Here is a 14,812-nt window from a genome sequence, read left to right as displayed (position 1 = left end):
CTCGTGGCGTCGCGGAACAACGGCGGGTGGCGGGGGTCGAGGCGCAGCATGCCCCGATTGTGCGCCGCACGCGGCACGCCGCGGTCGGTCTGTCCACAGTTCTGCCGTCGGCCGGCAGGTTCACGCGGTTGGGGAGGAGGTCCCTCCTCAGACCGGGCGGGGCCCGGCCGGTCCGTCGTCGGGCTGCTCGTCGTCGGGCTGCTCGTCGTCCGCCGCACCCGTCGCGGCGTCGCGCGCTTCGTCGGCGACATCGATCGCGGCATCCGCAGCCGCTTCGTCCAGCAGCGCCTCCAGCGCGGCATCCATCTCATCCCGGGGTGCCTCGTCGCCGCGGGCGCGAGCCTGCAGTCGCGCCACGAGCGCGGCCGGGTCGTCGATGTCTTCGGAGCCGGGCATGAGGTCGGGGTAGTCCCAGAGCGCGTCGCGGGCCGACATGCCGACGGCATCGGTCACCGCCCGCCACATCGCTGCGGCCTCGCGCAGACGCCGGGGACGCACCTCGAGACCGACGAGCGAGCCCAGCGCCTGCTCAGCGGGGCCCCCCACCGCACGGCGGCGGCGGACGACCTCGGTGATGCGGAACGCGTCGGGCAGCCGGGTCGTGGCGGTCTCGGTGACGACGTCCACCCAGCCCTCGATGAGCGCCAGCAGGTTCTCGAGCCGCGCGAGGGCGGCCGTCTGCGCCTCGGAGCGCTGCGGCAGCAGCACGCCGCTCTCGAGCGCCCGGCGCAGCTCGTCGGGCTGCGACGGGTCGAACCGCGACGCGAGGTCTTCGAGCGCTTCGGTGTCGACGTGGATGCCGCGGGCGAACTCGGTCACCTGCGACATGACGTGCAGGCGCAGCCACTTGGCGTGGCGGAACAGGCGCGCGTGCGCCAGCTCACGGGTGGCGAGGTACAGCGCCAGCTGGTCGTCGGCGATGCCGAGGTCGCGGCCGAAGTCCGCGAAGTTCTGCGGGAGGATCGCAGCGTCACCGGCGGGCATGACGGGAAGTCCCACGTCGCCGCCGCTGACCACCTCGGTCGACAGTCGTCCCACGACGGCGCCGAGCTGTGCCGCGAACAGCGAGCCGCCGACGGTGCGCATGAGGCGCCCCGCGCCCTGCACCATGGCGCGCATCTCCTCGGGGACCTGCTGATCGAGGGCCGCCGTCAGCGCGTCGGCGATGCTGAGGGCCACCGGCTCCGCCAGCTCCTGCCACACCGGCAGTGTCGCTTCGACCCATCCGCCGCGGGTGAGGGTACGAGGGGGCTGGGTGAGCTCGGGCACGGTCGTCGCCTCGCTCAGCCACAGCGCCGCGAGCGAGAACGCCTCGCCGAGATCGGCACGCTCCCCTGTGGTGATGCCGAGGCCGTCCTGGTTGGCGATGTGCAGCGCTTGACGCTTGGCCAGGTCCCACGAGACACCCTCGGCGGGGGCGTTGGTGAAGGCGCCCTGCAGATGCTGCATCACCTGCTGCATCATTGCGGGGTCGATGCCCATCCCCGACAGCCGCGACAGCTGCTCCGGGTCGATCGCGCCGGCTTGCCCGCCGAACAGTTGACGCATCAGCTCCTGGAACTCGTCCTCGGGTGAGCGGTCTTCGCCGTCGGCCATGTCAGACGCCTTTCAGCAGGTGGGGGTTGTCCCGTTCTACGCTAGTGGCACGTTTCCCTCGCACCACCCGGCACGTTTTCGCCGGTCGCGAACGACCTGGCACAGAAAGGCCCCCTGTTGGCCCTCTTCGACGAGAACGTCACCATCGTCCCCGCCCCGCGGCGCCACCTCCCCCGGGGCACGATCGCCGGCATCTGGGCGCTGGTGGTCGCCCTGGTGATCCTGCTGGTGCTCACCTTCCTCCCCACCGCTTACGTCATCCAGCAGCCGGGCCCGGTGTACGACACACTCGGCACCGCCCAGACCGCCGGCGGCGCCGAGGTGCCGCTCATCCAGGTGGAGGGAGCAGAGACCTATCCCACCGCCGGGACGCTGGACCTGCTCACGGTGCAGGTGGTCGGCAATCGGGAGCGCACGCCGTCGTGGATCGAGCTGGCGCAGGCGTGGTTCGACCGCACCCGCGCGGTCATCCCGCTGGAGGAGGTGTTCCCCGTGGGGCAGACCACCGAGCAGCGCAACGAGGAGAGCGCGGCGATGATGGTCGACTCGCAGCAGGAGGCCACCGCCGCGGCGCTGTCGGAGCTCGGCTACGACGTGGGGGCGCAACTCACCGTCTATTCGCTGACCGACGACTCCGCAGCCACCGGGCTGCTCGAGCAGGACGACGTCATCGTCGCCGTCGACGGGCAGCCCGTCACCGACGCCGAAGAGGTACGCGCCCTCGTCGGCGAGCAGGGCGGTGGGCCGGTCAGCCTCACGATCGAGCGCGACGGCGAGCAGCAGCAGGTCACCGTCACGCCCACCGAGAGCGACATCAACGGCGAACCGGCGTGGCTGCTGGGGGTCACCCTCATGCACGCCTACGACTTCCCCATCGACGTGACGATCCAGCTCGACAACGTCGGCGGACCCAGCGCCGGGATGATGTTCGCCCTCGGGATCATCGACACCCTCACCCCGGGCGAGCTCAACGGGGGAGCGGACGTCGCCGGCACGGGCACCATCACCGGCACCGGCGAGGTCGGGCCGATCGGCGGCATCCGCCAGAAGCTCTGGGGCGCTCAGCAAGCCGGGGCGGAGATCTTCCTCGCTCCGACGGCCAACTGCGGTGAAGTGGTCGGGCACGTGCCCGACGGGCTGCAGGTGTTCGCCGTGGAGACCCTCGACGACGCGCTCGAGGTGCTCGAAACGGTGCGTGACGAGGGCGATCTCGCGGCGCTTCCGACCTGCGCGTCGTGAGTTCGCTGGGGATGTCCCCGGGATTTCCTCGGCGTTTGCTCAGAGGAGGCACGCCTAGGATTGCAGGGTGACCACCTCCTCAGCGCCGACAACGGCCACGCCGAGTCCCTCTCGCCGCATCATCACGATCACCCTGGTGGTCATCGCGGCGCTCGTCGTCGGGTTCTTCGCGTTCTCCAACCTGTTCGCCGACTGGCTCTGGTACGAGCAGCTCGGGTTCGACAGCGTGCTGGTCACGCAGTGGACCGCCCGAGTGACGATGTTCGTCATCGGATTCCTCGCGATGGCCGTGCCGGTGTGGATCGCGATCCAGCTGGCCTATCGCCTGCGCCCCGTCTACGCGCGGCTGAGCTCGCAGCTTGACCGCTACCAGGAGGTCGTCGAGCCGCTGCGGCGACTCGCGATGTGGGGGATCCCCGTCTTCTTCGGCTTCTTCGCCGGTTTCGCCGCATCGTCGCAGTGGGAGACCACCTGGCTCTGGGTCAACGGCGTGGCGACCCAGGTCACCGACCCCGAGTTCGGGCTCGACACCGGCTTCTACCTGTTCGCCATGCCGTTCTACTCGGCCGTGCTCGGCTTCGCCTCGGCCGTGCTGCTGGTGTGCCTGCTGGTGACCGCGACCGTGTCCTACCTGTACGGATCGGTGCGGGTGGGACAGCGCGAGCTGCGCATCTCCAAGTCGGCCCGCATCCAGGTGGCCGTCCTCGCGGGGCTCTACCTGCTGGTGCAGGCGGGGAGCCTGTGGCTGGACCGCTACAAGAACCTCGTGCAGGACAGCGACCGCATCACCGGTGCCAGCTACATCGATGTGAACGCGATCATCCCCGGTCAGGCGATCCTCGCCGTCATCGCCGCGATCGTGGCCGTGCTCTTCTTCGTCACCGCCATCATCGGCCGCTGGCGCTACCCCCTCATCGCGACGGCGCTGCTGGTCGTCTCCTCGCTCGTGGTCGGCGTCGCCTACCCGTGGTTCGTGCAGAACGTGCAGGTGCGCCCCAACCAGCAGACGCTGGAGATGCCGTACTTCGAACGCAACCTCACCGCGACGCAGGCCGCCTACGGCATCGACGCGCTCGAGCGCACCGATTTCCAGGCGGTCACCGACGTCGAACCGGGTCAGTTGCGCGAGGACGCCGAGACGACGGCATCCATTCGCATCATGGATCCCGCCATCATCAACCCGACCGTGCGCCAGATCGAGCAGTACCGCTCGTACTACCAGTTCACCGACCCGCTCGACGTCGACCGCTACCAGCTCGACGGGCAGTCGCAGGACACCGTGGTCTCGGTGCGGGAGCTCAACATCGACCAGCTCGGCAACGCCGCTTCGTGGTACACCACGAGCCTGGTGTACACCCACGGCTACGGCATGGTCGCTGCCAAGGGCAACGAGCGCACCTCCGACGGCAACCCCGTGTTCGTCGAGCGCGGCATCCCCGTCAGCGGTGAACTGACCGACCTCGGCGACGGCTACGAGCCGCGCGTGTACTTCGGCGAGACTTCGCCCACGTACTCCATCGTCGGCGCGCCGGAGGGCCGTGCCGCGATCGAGCTGGACTACCCCAGCGGCGAGGACGGCGCGAGCGAGACGAAGACGACGTTCACCGGTGACGGTGGTCCGAGCGTCGGCAACATGTTCAACCGTCTGATCTACGCCCTGAAGTTCCAGGCGACCGACATGCTCTTCTCCGACGCGATCAACTCCGACTCGCAGATCCTCTACGACCGCGATCCGCTCACGCGTGTGCAGAAGGCCGCCCCCTACCTCGAGCTCGACAACGACCCGTACCCGAGCGTGGTGGACGGACGCATCGTCTGGATCGTCGATGGCTACACGCTGAGTGCGAACTACCCGTACTCCAGCACGGTGAGCCTCAGCGACGCGATCTCGGACTCGACCAACCCCACCCCGACGGTCGCGCTGGACAACATCAACTACATCCGCAACTCGGTCAAGGCCACGGTGGACGCCTACGACGGCTCGGTCACGCTGTACGCGTGGGACGACGAGGACCCGCTGCTGCAGGCCTGGCAGAACGTGTACCCGTCGACCCTCAAGCCCGTCTCGGAGATGTCGGGCGAGCTGATGAGCCACGTGCGCTACCCGACCGACCTGTTCAAGGTGCAGCGGGCGATGCTCGGCAACTATCACGTCGAGGACGCGCAGTCGCTGTACCAGCGCGACAACGCGTGGAAGACGCCGAACGACCCGCAGGAGGACACGCAGCTGCAGCCGCCGTATTACCTGACGATGCAGATGCCCGGTCAGGACAACCCGGCGTACTCGATGTTCACCACCTTCATCCCCGGTGGTGAGGACACCCGCAACGTGCTCATGGGCTACCTCGCGGTGGACTCCGATGCGGGCGCCGAGGACGGCAAGAAGGCCGAGGACTACGGCAAGCTGCGCATGCTCGTCGTGGATGCCGAGACGCCAGTTCCCGGACCCGGACAGGTGCAGAACACGTTCAACGCCGATCCCGCTGTGTCGTCGTTCGTGAACATCCTGCAGCAGGGCCAGTCGCAGGTGCTCAACGGCAACCTGCTGACCCTTCCGGTCGGTGGCGGTCTCCTGTACGTACAGCCGGTGTTCGTGCAGTCCTCCGGCGCCACGAAGCTCCCGACACTGCAGAAGGTGCTCGTCGGCTTCGGTGACGAGGTCGCCTTCGAGGACACGCTGCAGGACGCGCTCGACGCGCTGTTCGGCGGTGACTCCGGTGCTGTCACCGGTGACGAGGGTGTGACGCCCTCCGACCCGATCGACCCGGATGCCCCGGTGGATCCGAACGCCCCGGTCGTCCCCGTCGACGAGTACGAGACGGCTCTCGAGTCGGCCCGCCAGGCGATGCTCGACCGCCAGACCGCGCTGCAGTCCGGCGACCTCGCCGCCTTCGCCGAGGCGGACGAGCGACTCACCGCCGCAGTGGAGACGCTGCTGGAGCTGAGCGATCAGGGCACGTCCGGCACCACCGATGGGGGATCCACCGACGGCCAGTGAGCCGGTGCACCGCTGACGCGGTGCAACGAACGAAGGCCCCCGGGACACCCCGGGGGCCTTCGTCGTGGTGTGCGGGTCAGGGGTGGAGCAGCACCCACCAGATGAGCAGCATCGTCACACCGAACCCGGCGAACTGGTTGAGCCAGAGGAAGCGTCGCCAGCCGCGCGTGGCGTCCTCGGCGGTCTCGTCGGTGATCGACCGGTGGGGCCAGAGGGTCGCCAAATACGGCAGCACGAGCAACGCAGCCAGCGGTCCGGGCCACGCCGTGAACAGCATGACGACCCCGGCGAGGGCGTAGCAGACCAGAGCGAAGCGCACCGTCCAGCGGGCGCCGCGTGCGGTCGCGATGGACGAGATGCCGGCCTCGCGGTCGGCGACGACGTCCTGCACCGCGCCGAACGCGTGCGAGGCGACGCCCCAGAGGGCGAACGCGACGATGATCAGCACGAGCTGCCAGGTCCACACGGCATCCGCCAGCACGAGGGCGTACACCGCAGGTGAGAAGAAGTGGATGGAGCTGGTGATCGAGTCGGCGAACGGCCGTTCCTTCAGGCGCAGCGGGGGCGCACTGTAGAAGACGACGAAGAACAGGCTCACCGCCAGCACCGCCCACGACGCGGGGGAGCCGACCACGACGAGGTACACGACGAAGGGGAGGCACGTCAGCGCCGCCGCCCACAGCGTCGGGGCATGCAGGCTCCGCTCCAGCACCGCACCGTGCGCGCCGCCCTTGCGCGGGTTGCGCAGGTCCGACTCGTAGTCGAAGACGTCGTTGATGCCGTACATCGCGAGGTTGTAGGGCACGAGGAAGAAGAGGGTCCCCACGATCAGCACGACATCGATCTGCCGCGTGACGAGCAGGTACGCGGCAGCGAACGGGAATGCGGTGTTGATCCAGCTCACGGGGCGCGAGGACACCAGCAGCTGGGTGGCGGCGTTCATGCGCGGCTCCGTGGGCTCAGAAGCGTCCAGACGGCGGGGATGAGGAAGGCGGCGCACACCGGGTAGGAGAAGTCCTCGATGGGCGCCAAGCCGATGCGGATGCCGCTGATGTCGTCCTCCGGGTATGTGAACAGGTCTGCCGCGATCATCGCATTGTCGAACACGGCGGTGAGCACGACGAGCACGGCCGCCGCGATCGCCGACGAGACCATGCGCCGCCCGAAGTTCGGGCGGGAGGCGGTGGCGAGGGTGACCGCCAGGGTGAGCGCGGCGAAGGGCAGGATGATCCAGGCGTAGGTCATGCTGCCTCGCGGCGCCGGTGCGCCCCCTGGCGCACGCGCTCGGCGCCCTGGAAGGCGACGAGCGCCAGGTAGCAGAGGAACGCCAGGAACACCGGCTCTTCCAGCGGCAGGTGCGGGGCGAGGTCGATGCCCACGAGCGCCGTACTCCCGCCCTTGACGAACACACCCGTCACGATTCCCGCGGCATCCCACAGCAGGAAGAACGCCGTGCCGATCGCGACCACAGCGGCGCTGCGGCCGGGAGCCTGCCAGAACGCCAGGCGGAAGCGTGCGTCGAGGGCGGCGATCCCGGCGGCCGACAGCAGGATCGCCGCCAGGTACAGCCCCGGCATCACGCCCCCGCGGTGGCGGGAACGGGGAGGGGCCCCGGGGTGCGGTCGCCGCGCAGGCGCTTCACCACGAGTTCGGCGGAGATGAGGCACATGGGCAGGCCGATGCCGGGGAGCACCGATGTGCCGGCGTAATAGAGGCCGTCGACCTTCGTCGAAGCGTTGCGCGGTCGGAACATCGCGCTCTGGCCGAGGGTGTGCGCGAGCCCGAGCGAGTTGCCGCGCCACGCGTGCAGGTCGGCCTCGAAGTCGGCGGGGGCGACGGTGCGGCGCACGCGCACGCGTTCGGCGAGATCCGGGATGCCGCACCAAGCGGAGATCTGCGCGATCACCTCATCGGCGGCGCGTTCGATCAGCGCGTCGCCGGTACCGCCGACGCCGCCGTGGCCGAGGCCGGGGTCGGCGGGGATCGGCACCAGGACGAACAGGTTCTCGCTGCCGGCCGGCGCCACGGTGTCGTCGGTCGCGCTGGGGCGGCAGATGTACAGCGACGCGGGCTCGGGGATGCGGGTGTCGCTGCCGAAGATGTCCGAGAAGTTCTCGTGCCAGTCGTCGGAGAACAGCAGGGTGTGGTGCGCCAGCTGGGGCAGCTCACCCTCGACGCCGAGCATCAGCAGCAGCGCGCCGGGGCTCGGCGTGCGCTTGTGCCACCAGCGCTCGGACCGCTCGCGCAGCGACGGCGGCAGTAGTGCCGTCTCGGTGTGGTGGAGGTCGGCGGCGGAGACCACCACGTCGGCATCGATGATCGTGCCGTCGACCAGCGTCACGCCGGTCGCCTGGCGCCCGCTCGTGCGGATGCGGGCCACGCCGCTGCCGGTGCGGATCGTCACGCCGCGCTCACGCGCGAGACGCTCGATCGCCGCGATCACGGTGGTGAAGCCGCCGCGCGGGTAGAGCACGCCCTCATCGAGGTCGAGGTGGCTCATGAGGTGGTACAGGCTCGGCACGTCGAACGGCGAACTGCCGAGGAACACCGCGGGGTACCCGAGCACCTGGCGCAGCAGCGGGTCCTGGAACTCGCGTTCGACGAGCGTGGAGAGCTTGCGGGTCAGCAGCGGCAGCAGCTGCGGCAGGCGGCGCAGCAGCGCCGGATCGCGCAGACCGGCGGTGGTTTCGTAGGTGTCGTAGAGGAAGCGCGTGACCGCCAGGTCGTAGGCATCGCCCGCGGAGTCCAGATACGCCGCCAGTCGCGCGCCCGCACCCGGCTCGCGTGCCTCGAACAGCGCAGTGGCGGCATCCCTGCCCGACACGATGTCGAGGGTGTCGGCGGCGGCCCCCGCGACGGGCTCGCCGTACACCCGGTAGGCGGGGTTGAGCGGCACGAGGTCGAGCTCAGCGGCGGCGCTCGTGCCCAGGAGGGCGAAGAAGTGCTCGAAGACCTCCGGCATGAGATACCAGCTGGGGCCGGTGTCGAAGCGGAAACCCTCGCTCTCCCACGAGCCGGCGCGGCCGCCGAGCTCGTCGCGGGCCTCCACGAGGGTGACCTCGTGTCCTTCGTCGGCGAGCAGGGCCGCTGTTGCGAGCCCCGCGATTCCGCCGCCGATGACGACGGTGCGTGTCATGAACGTGTTCCTCTCGGGCCGAATCCCAGCATGGCACGAGCAGCCAGCGTGGCTTTCACAGGGTCGGGCACGCGCACCCGCAGATCGCCGCCGGCGCGGTCTTCCTCACGCAGTCGCCGGGAGAGCGACGCGAACAGATCGTGTGCGGCGGTGACGGCGCGGCGGCAGTCCGCCGGCAGCTGCGGAACGACCGCGGCCGCGGCAGCGAGGTCCGCGTCGATGCGGTCGAGCACCTGCGTGCGGGCGGGCCCGTCGGCGCTCACGCCCAGGTAGTCGCGGCCGAGCGCCGAGGCGTCGTGATCGAGGTCGCGGAGGAAGTTGACGTCTTGGAAGGCCGCGCCCAGCCGCCGGGCGCCGTCGGTCAGCTCCGGCGACGGGGCCAGGATGCCCGCCTCTCCGGCGTTGAGGAACACCTGCAGGCACATCAGCCCCACGACCTCTGCGGAGCCGTACACGTAGGCGTCGTGGCTCTGCGCGTCGTGCGCCGCGACGTCGAGGTCGGTGCGCATCGACGCGAAGAACGGCCTCACGAGGCTGCCGTCGATACCGGTCTCGCGGGCCGTGCGGCTGAAGGCATGCACGACCAGATTCGAGGAGAACCCCCGAGACAGCGCCGTCAGCGTCTCGGCCTCGAGCTCGTCGAGCACACGACGCAGCGTCTCCGGGGCGAGCCCCGCCTCTGCGGCGGGGCCGTCGACGATCTCGTCCGCGATGCGCACGAGGGCGTACACGTTGCGCACGTGCGGGCGCACGCGCGCGCCGAACAGGCGCGTGGCGAGCGAGAACGACGTGGAGTACGCGCCGATGACGGTGGCCGCGGCATCCTGCGCAGCACGGTCGTAGAGGTCGAGTCCGGTGCTCACGGGATGCGCTTCTGGATCGCGTCGCACAGTTGCGCGAGCAGGAGCGTCATCTCGCCGGGCAGCGCCTCGTCGGCCGCGGCGGCCCGTGCCTCGGAGAGGGTGTCTTCGATGAGCACGACCAGGCGGGCTCTGGCGCCGCTGGCATCGAGTGCGTTCTGCGCGTGGCGCACGGCCACCGGGCCCGTCCACGCCTGCGCGAGCGCGTCATCGACCTGCGCCCACGACGGGCTCTCACGGGCGAGGGCCACCAGCGGGGTGCGCTTGGCCGCGCGCAGGTCGGCTCCCTCGGCGCGACCGGCGTCACCGGCCGAGGCGAAGGCCCCGATCAGGTCGTCCACCAGCTGGAAGGCCAGGCCCGCCAGCGCACCGGCGCGACCGAGCGCCGCGTCGGTGGCGGTGTCCGCGCCCGCCAGCAGCGCCCCGGCACGCAGGGGAGCGGCGAAGGAGTACACCGCCGTCTTGTCGTGTGTCGCGGCCAGGAGGTCGGCGGCGTCGGGGCAGTCGCGCCGCACCGCGTGGGCGACGTCGGCCAGTTCACCGGCGGCCGACACCAGCACGGCGTCGTCGAGGAGGTCGAGCAACGCCGCGCGGGTCGCCGCGGGCAGATCGGCGAGCGCGATCGTGCGGGACGCCTCGTGCAGCAGCACGTCGCCGGCGAGGATGCCGGCGGCGTCGCCCAGAAGTGTCGCGCCGGCGTCGTCTGCACCCTTGTCGCGCGCGATCGCGGCGAACTCGCCGGTCACGTTCGGGGCGCCGCGGCGCTCGGTGTCGCGGTCGATCACGTCGTCGTGGATGACGAACGCGGTGTGGAGCAGCTCGAACGCCGTCGCGACGTCGTACACCCCTGCCGTCTCCGGCGATTCACCGCCGTTGGCGCGGTAGGCCGCCGCCACGAGGGCGGGGCGGAATCGCTTTCCGCCGGCCGCGGCGCGGCGCATGGCCTGGATCAGGGTGCGCACGTCACCCGCCAGCGGTGCGACGCGTGCATCCAGTCGATCGAACGCCGCATCGATGGCCGCGTCGATCGCGGCGCGGTCGCCCGGGGGGAGGGGGATCACGGGGTGGGCCGTCCGGCTGCGGCGAGGGAGTCGAACATGTGCAGCTGGCGGGCCTGCAGGACCAGCCACGGGCTGAACGCCCACGGGGTGGCCTCGAGCGCGCGTGCGAGTGCTGCCGGTTCCACCCAGCGCGCCTCGGCGACTTCGAGCGGGTTCAGCACGGGCTCCTCGGAGGTGCGCGCCGTGTACACGGGGCACAGCTCGTGCTCGACGATGCCGCTGGCGTCGACCGCGCGGTAACGGAACAGTGGCAGTGACAACTCGATGTCGACGAGGTTCAGTCCCACCTCGTAGTCCGCGCGACGGCGTACCGCCGCCAACAGCGGCTCGGCGGGGCGGGGGTGACCGCAGAAAGAATTGCTCCACACGCCCGGCCACGTCTTCTTGCTGAGGGCGCGGCGGGTCACCAGGACCTCGCCGGCGTCATTGAGGACATGGCAGGAAAATGCCAGGTGCAGGGCGGTATCGGTGCCGTGCACACTGGACTTCGCTGCGGTACCGATCTCGCGGCCGTCGTCGTCGAGGAGGACGACCAACTCTTCTTCGTTCATTAGCACTCCTGGTTGCTAGTTTATCTAGCGATCTGGCACGATGATACCGATGGTGAGCGGAGGTGTCCACATGACAGCGGATGACCAACGGTCCGCGGATCATGACCTGGCCGTGCGATCCGCCCTGGTGGCGATGCGGACGTTCAGCGACGCCATCGACCGCATGCACGGGGGCATGAAGGATGAGATGGACATGAACGCCACCGATGTCGCTGCGCTGCGCATGATGGTCATGCGCGAGGAGCAGGGCCAGGCGGTCAGTCCCCACGACGTGGCGCGGCATCTGCGCATCTCCACGGCATCGACCACGAAGCTGCTCGATCGCCTGAGCGAGTCGGGTCACGTGCAGCGTCGGCGGCATCCGCACGACCGACGCGCGCTCATCGTGGAGATCACCGACCTCACCCGCGAGGACCTGCGTCGACACTTCGGCCGGCGTATCGGCGAGATGCGCGCCGTCGCGTCGGAGTTCGATGACGACGAACTCGCGGCCATCTCGCGATTCCTCGAGCGTATGTCGGTCGTGCTCGACCCCGACTGACGCGGTTCAGCAAGCGGATGCCGGGGGAGCGAACGAAGAAGGCCCCCGCCGAAGCGAGGGCCTTCTTCATCTTGGTTGCGGGGGCAGGATTTGAACCTACGACCTCTGGGTTATGAGCCCAGCGAGCTACCGAACTGCTCCACCCCGCGGCACGTTTACTAGCCTAACACGGCTCTGGAGTGCTCTGCACCACGGGCGGGCATCGACGTCTTCTCCTTGCTCCGTGGCCGTGCTCTGGCGAGGATGAACGCATGCCCGCAGGTGCCGACGACGCGCTCACCGACGACCTCCCCGACGGTCGTGACGAGACCCCCGCTGAGCGCGCGGACCGCAACTGGAACGAGGTGCTGCAGGAGCTGCGGGTCTTGCAGACCGGCACGCAGATCCTCACCGGGTTCCTCCTCGCGCTCGCCTTCCAGCCGGCGTTCACCGATCTCTCTGCGGGGCAGCGCGCGCTCTACCTCGTCCTCATCGTGCTCGCCGCGCTCAGTGCGATCGTGGCGCTCGCGCCCGTGGCGCTGCACCGATTCCTCTTCCAGCATCGGGCCAAGCGCACCGTCGTGCGTTACGGGCACATCGCGCTGCTCACGTCGCTGCTGACGGTGTCGGTGCTGCTGGTGGGGGTCGTCGCCTTCGTGTTCGACGTGGTCGTCAGCGACACGGCATCATGGGTCGTGGGCATCGCCCTCGGCTCGCTGATCGCGGTGCTGTGGATCGTGGTGCCGGTGGTGGTGCGGGTGCGCCGAGAAGGAGAGAGCCGATGAGTGCGGATTCCGTCGCGGTCGCCGTCGCGCAGTTCGGACCGACCTCGGGCGTCGAGGCGAATCTGACCCTGATCGAGCGCCTCGTCGTGCGGGCGCACGACCGCGGCGCCCGCGTGGTGGTGTTCCCCGAGTACTCCAGCTACTTCGTCGACCCGTTCGACGAGTCGCTCGCCCGCAACGCGCAGGACATCGATGGGCCTTTCGTCCAGGGCCTCGTGCGGCTCGCGGCGCGGTATGACATGCACGTCGTGGCCGGACTGCTCGAGCGTGGCCACGACGCGCAGCGCGTACGCAACACCGTGGTGGCGGTGGACTGCTCCGGTGTGCTCGCCCGCTACCGCAAACTGCACCTGTACGACGCATTCGGGCAGCGCGAGTCCGACTGGGTGGAGCCGGGGGAGCTGGCGACGCCCGAGACCTTCGAGGTGGGCGGGCTGCGGTTCGCGCTCATGACGTGTTACGACCTGCGCTTCCCCGAGGTGGGACGGCTGCTGGCCGATGCCGGCGCGGACGTGATCCTCGTGGCGGCCGAATGGGTGCGCGGCGCGCTCAAGGAGCATCACTGGCGCACGCTCCTGACCGCGAGGGCGATCGAGAACACCCTCTTCGTCGCGGCCGCCGACCACCCGCCGCCGCTCGGTGTGGGCCACTCGATGATCATCGACCCGCAGGGCGTGCAGATCGCCGCCGTCGGCACGACCACCGACGTCGCGGTGGCCCATCTCGAGGTGGATGCCGTGGCGCGCGTGCGCCGCGTGAACCCGGCCCTCGCGCTGCGCCGGTTCCGTGTCGAACCTCGCCGCTGACCGCGTCTCAGCCGGCGAGCACAGCGAGTCGCGCGACCGCGTCCTCGATCACGTCGACCCGCTTGCACGCGGCGAACCTCACGAGGGTCGCGTAGTCGCCGCGGTGCTCGGGCGAGACGAACGCCGTCAGCGGGATGGCGACCACCCCCGCGCGCGCCGGCAGCGCGCGGCAGAACTCGGCGGCATCCGTCGCGCCCAGGGGGGCGGCATCGGCCACGGTGAAGTACGACCCGCGCGGCGTCGACACGCCGAATCCCGCGTGTCGGAGGCCCTCGCCGAGCAGATCGCGCTTGGCGCGCAGGGAGGCTGCCGCGTCGGTGAAGTAACCGTCGGGAAGGCGGAGCCCGGTGGCGATGGCGGGCTGGAACGGTCCGCCGCTGACGTAGGTGAGGAACTGCTTGACCGCGAGCACCGCATCGATGAGGTCGGCGGGACCGGAGATCCAGCCGATCTTCCACCCGGTCGTGGCGAAGGTCTTGCCCGCCGAGGAGATCGTGAGTGTGCGCTCCCATGCGCCCGGGAGGGTGGCGATGGGGGTGTGCACGGCCTCGAAGACGAGGTGCTCGTACACCTCGTCGGTGAGCACGATCGCATCATGGCGCTCCGCCAATCGCACCACTTCTTCGAGGGTCTCGCGCCCGAAGACGGTCCCCGTGGGGTTGTGCGGGTCGTTGACGAGGATGATGCGGGTGCGGTCGGTGACGGCCCGGCGGAGGTCGTCGAGATCGGGCTGGAAATCGGGCTGGCGCAGCGGCACGGTGACCAGGCGCGCACGGGCGAGGGCGACGCAGGCGGCGTAGCTGTCGTAGTAGGGCTCGAAGACGACCACTTCGTCGTCGGGCCCGTCGACGAGGGCGAGCAGCGCCGCCGCGAGGGCCTCGGTCGCCCCCGTGGTCACCAGCACGTGGCGCTGCGGATCGAGGTGCACGCCGTAGAACCGGTGCTGGTGTTCGGCGATCGCCTGCAGCAGGTCGGGCATGCCGCGACCCGGCGGGTACTGGTTGACCCCGTGCGCGATCGCCGAGCGTGCCGCCTCGAGCACCTCCTCGGGTCCGTCCTCGTCGGGGAACCCCTGCCCGAGGTTGACGGCGCCGGTGCGGGTCGCCAGGGCGCTCATCTCGGCGAAGATGGTGGGAACCGCGGTCCCGTCTCGGCCCAGCAGGCCTGCACCTTCAGCGGCACGGCGCCAGGCGCCGGGAATCTTTCGCATCCCGTTCACGCTACACGCATAGGGTGATCCCATTCGGGGCATAAGAAACC

General features: G+C 70.1%; 14 protein-coding genes and 1 tRNA gene. 5 read left to right on the top strand and 10 right to left on the bottom strand.

What is annotated here, in order from left to right; translation table 11 throughout:
- Positions 1–147: 147 nt before the first annotated feature.
- A complete protein-coding gene (locus H9651_RS03805; RefSeq protein ID WP_191717766.1) occupies positions 148–1,596 on the bottom strand; it encodes a zinc-dependent metalloprotease in 1,449 nt (482 codons plus the stop codon).
- A 117-nt stretch (positions 1,597–1,713) separates the two neighbouring features.
- Here H9651_RS03805 and H9651_RS03800 point away from each other — a divergent pair, with 117 nt between their 5' ends.
- Both H9651_RS03800 and H9651_RS03795 read left to right on the top strand, forming a co-directional pair.
- Complete coding sequence (locus H9651_RS03800) at positions 1,714–2,835, top strand: YlbL family protein (RefSeq protein WP_191717765.1); 1,122 nt, start codon at positions 1,714–1,716, stop codon at positions 2,833–2,835.
- 67 nt (positions 2,836–2,902) lie between these two features.
- Positions 2,903–5,833, top strand: coding sequence for a UPF0182 family membrane protein (locus tag H9651_RS03795; protein WP_191717764.1), 2,931 nt, complete (start codon positions 2,903–2,905; stop codon positions 5,831–5,833).
- A gap of 76 nt (positions 5,834–5,909) precedes the next feature.
- Here the strand turns inward: H9651_RS03795 and H9651_RS03790 are convergent, their stop codons facing one another.
- From H9651_RS03790 to idi, 7 genes are read right to left on the bottom strand one after another with little or no spacing between them, the layout of a single operon-like run.
- Entirely contained in the window at positions 5,910–6,776 is an 867-nt protein-coding gene (locus H9651_RS03790; RefSeq protein ID WP_191717763.1) for a prenyltransferase, read from the bottom strand.
- Positions 6,773–7,078, bottom strand: a complete 306-nt coding sequence (locus H9651_RS03785) for a lycopene cyclase domain-containing protein (protein ID WP_191717762.1) — start codon at positions 7,076–7,078, stop codon at positions 6,773–6,775. The genes H9651_RS03790 and H9651_RS03785 overlap by 4 nt, the downstream gene beginning before the upstream one ends.
- Complete coding sequence (locus H9651_RS03780; RefSeq protein WP_191717761.1) at positions 7,075–7,410, bottom strand: lycopene cyclase domain-containing protein; 336 nt, start codon at positions 7,408–7,410, stop codon at positions 7,075–7,077. The genes H9651_RS03785 and H9651_RS03780 overlap by 4 nt, the downstream gene beginning before the upstream one ends.
- Entirely contained in the window at positions 7,410–8,969 is a 1,560-nt protein-coding gene (gene crtI / locus H9651_RS03775) for a phytoene desaturase family protein (protein WP_191717760.1), read from the bottom strand. Before crtI ends, H9651_RS03780 begins: the two co-directional genes overlap by 1 nt.
- Entirely contained in the window at positions 8,966–9,832 is an 867-nt protein-coding gene (locus tag H9651_RS03770; protein WP_191717759.1) for a phytoene/squalene synthase family protein, read from the bottom strand. Before H9651_RS03770 ends, crtI begins: the two co-directional genes overlap by 4 nt.
- Complete coding sequence (locus H9651_RS03765) at positions 9,829–10,890, bottom strand: polyprenyl synthetase family protein (protein WP_318244749.1); 1,062 nt, start codon at positions 10,888–10,890, stop codon at positions 9,829–9,831. The genes H9651_RS03770 and H9651_RS03765 overlap by 4 nt, the downstream gene beginning before the upstream one ends.
- Positions 10,887–11,441, bottom strand: a complete 555-nt coding sequence (gene idi / locus H9651_RS03760) for an isopentenyl-diphosphate Delta-isomerase (protein ID WP_191717758.1) — start codon at positions 11,439–11,441, stop codon at positions 10,887–10,889. The genes H9651_RS03765 and idi overlap by 4 nt, the downstream gene beginning before the upstream one ends.
- A gap of 112 nt (positions 11,442–11,553) precedes the next feature.
- On the opposite strand from idi, the gene H9651_RS03755 reads away from it, so the two are divergent.
- Positions 11,554–11,982, top strand: coding sequence for a MarR family winged helix-turn-helix transcriptional regulator (locus H9651_RS03755; protein WP_318244748.1), 429 nt, complete (start codon positions 11,554–11,556; stop codon positions 11,980–11,982).
- Positions 11,983–12,054: 72 nt separating this feature from the next.
- Here the strand turns inward: H9651_RS03755 and H9651_RS03750 are convergent.
- Positions 12,055–12,131 (bottom strand) — tRNA-Met (locus H9651_RS03750).
- A gap of 102 nt (positions 12,132–12,233) precedes the next feature.
- Here H9651_RS03750 and H9651_RS03745 point away from each other — a divergent pair.
- Both H9651_RS03745 and H9651_RS03740 read left to right on the top strand, forming a co-directional pair.
- Positions 12,234–12,746, top strand: a complete 513-nt coding sequence (locus H9651_RS03745; RefSeq protein WP_191717757.1) for a DUF6328 family protein — start codon at positions 12,234–12,236, stop codon at positions 12,744–12,746.
- Complete coding sequence (locus tag H9651_RS03740; RefSeq protein ID WP_191717756.1) at positions 12,743–13,552, top strand: carbon-nitrogen hydrolase family protein; 810 nt, start codon at positions 12,743–12,745, stop codon at positions 13,550–13,552. The genes H9651_RS03745 and H9651_RS03740 overlap by 4 nt, the downstream gene beginning before the upstream one ends.
- Positions 13,553–13,559: 7 nt before the next feature.
- Here the strand turns inward: H9651_RS03740 and H9651_RS03735 are convergent, their stop codons facing one another.
- Positions 13,560–14,762 carry a pyridoxal phosphate-dependent aminotransferase gene (locus H9651_RS03735; RefSeq protein WP_191717755.1) on the bottom strand — a complete coding sequence of 401 codons (1,203 nt, stop codon included), beginning with the start codon at positions 14,760–14,762 and terminating at the stop codon, positions 13,560–13,562.
- Between the last annotated feature and the right edge of the window lie 50 nt (positions 14,763–14,812).

The organism is Microbacterium pullorum (assembly GCF_014836535.1).
Taxonomy (GTDB): Bacteria; Actinomycetota; Actinomycetes; order Actinomycetales; family Microbacteriaceae; genus Microbacterium; species Microbacterium pullorum.
This window is presented reverse-complemented; position numbering and strand designations above follow the sequence as displayed.

What these genes read in the sequence shown, in the direction of transcription:
- H9651_RS03790 (WP_191717763.1), bottom strand. Translation starts at nt 6,776, where the DNA reads ATGAACGCCGCCACCCAGCTGCTGGTGTCCTCGCGCCCCGTGAGCTGG.
- H9651_RS03805 (WP_191717766.1), bottom strand. Translation starts at nt 1,596, where the DNA reads ATGGCCGACGGCGAAGACCGCTCACCCGAGGACGAGTTCCAGGAGCTG.
- idi (WP_191717758.1), bottom strand. Translation starts at nt 11,441, where the DNA reads ATGAACGAAGAAGAGTTGGTCGTCCTCCTCGACGACGACGGCCGCGAG.
- H9651_RS03745 (WP_191717757.1), top strand. Translation starts at nt 12,234, where the DNA reads ATGCCCGCAGGTGCCGACGACGCGCTCACCGACGACCTCCCCGACGGT.
- H9651_RS03785 (WP_191717762.1), bottom strand. Translation starts at nt 7,078, where the DNA reads ATGACCTACGCCTGGATCATCCTGCCCTTCGCCGCGCTCACCCTGGCG.
- H9651_RS03740 (WP_191717756.1), top strand. Translation starts at nt 12,743, where the DNA reads ATGAGTGCGGATTCCGTCGCGGTCGCCGTCGCGCAGTTCGGACCGACC.
- H9651_RS03780 (WP_191717761.1), bottom strand. Translation starts at nt 7,410, where the DNA reads ATGCCGGGGCTGTACCTGGCGGCGATCCTGCTGTCGGCCGCCGGGATC.
- crtI (WP_191717760.1), bottom strand. Translation starts at nt 8,969, where the DNA reads ATGACACGCACCGTCGTCATCGGCGGCGGAATCGCGGGGCTCGCAACA.
- H9651_RS03735 (WP_191717755.1), bottom strand. Translation starts at nt 14,762, where the DNA reads ATGCGAAAGATTCCCGGCGCCTGGCGCCGTGCCGCTGAAGGTGCAGGC.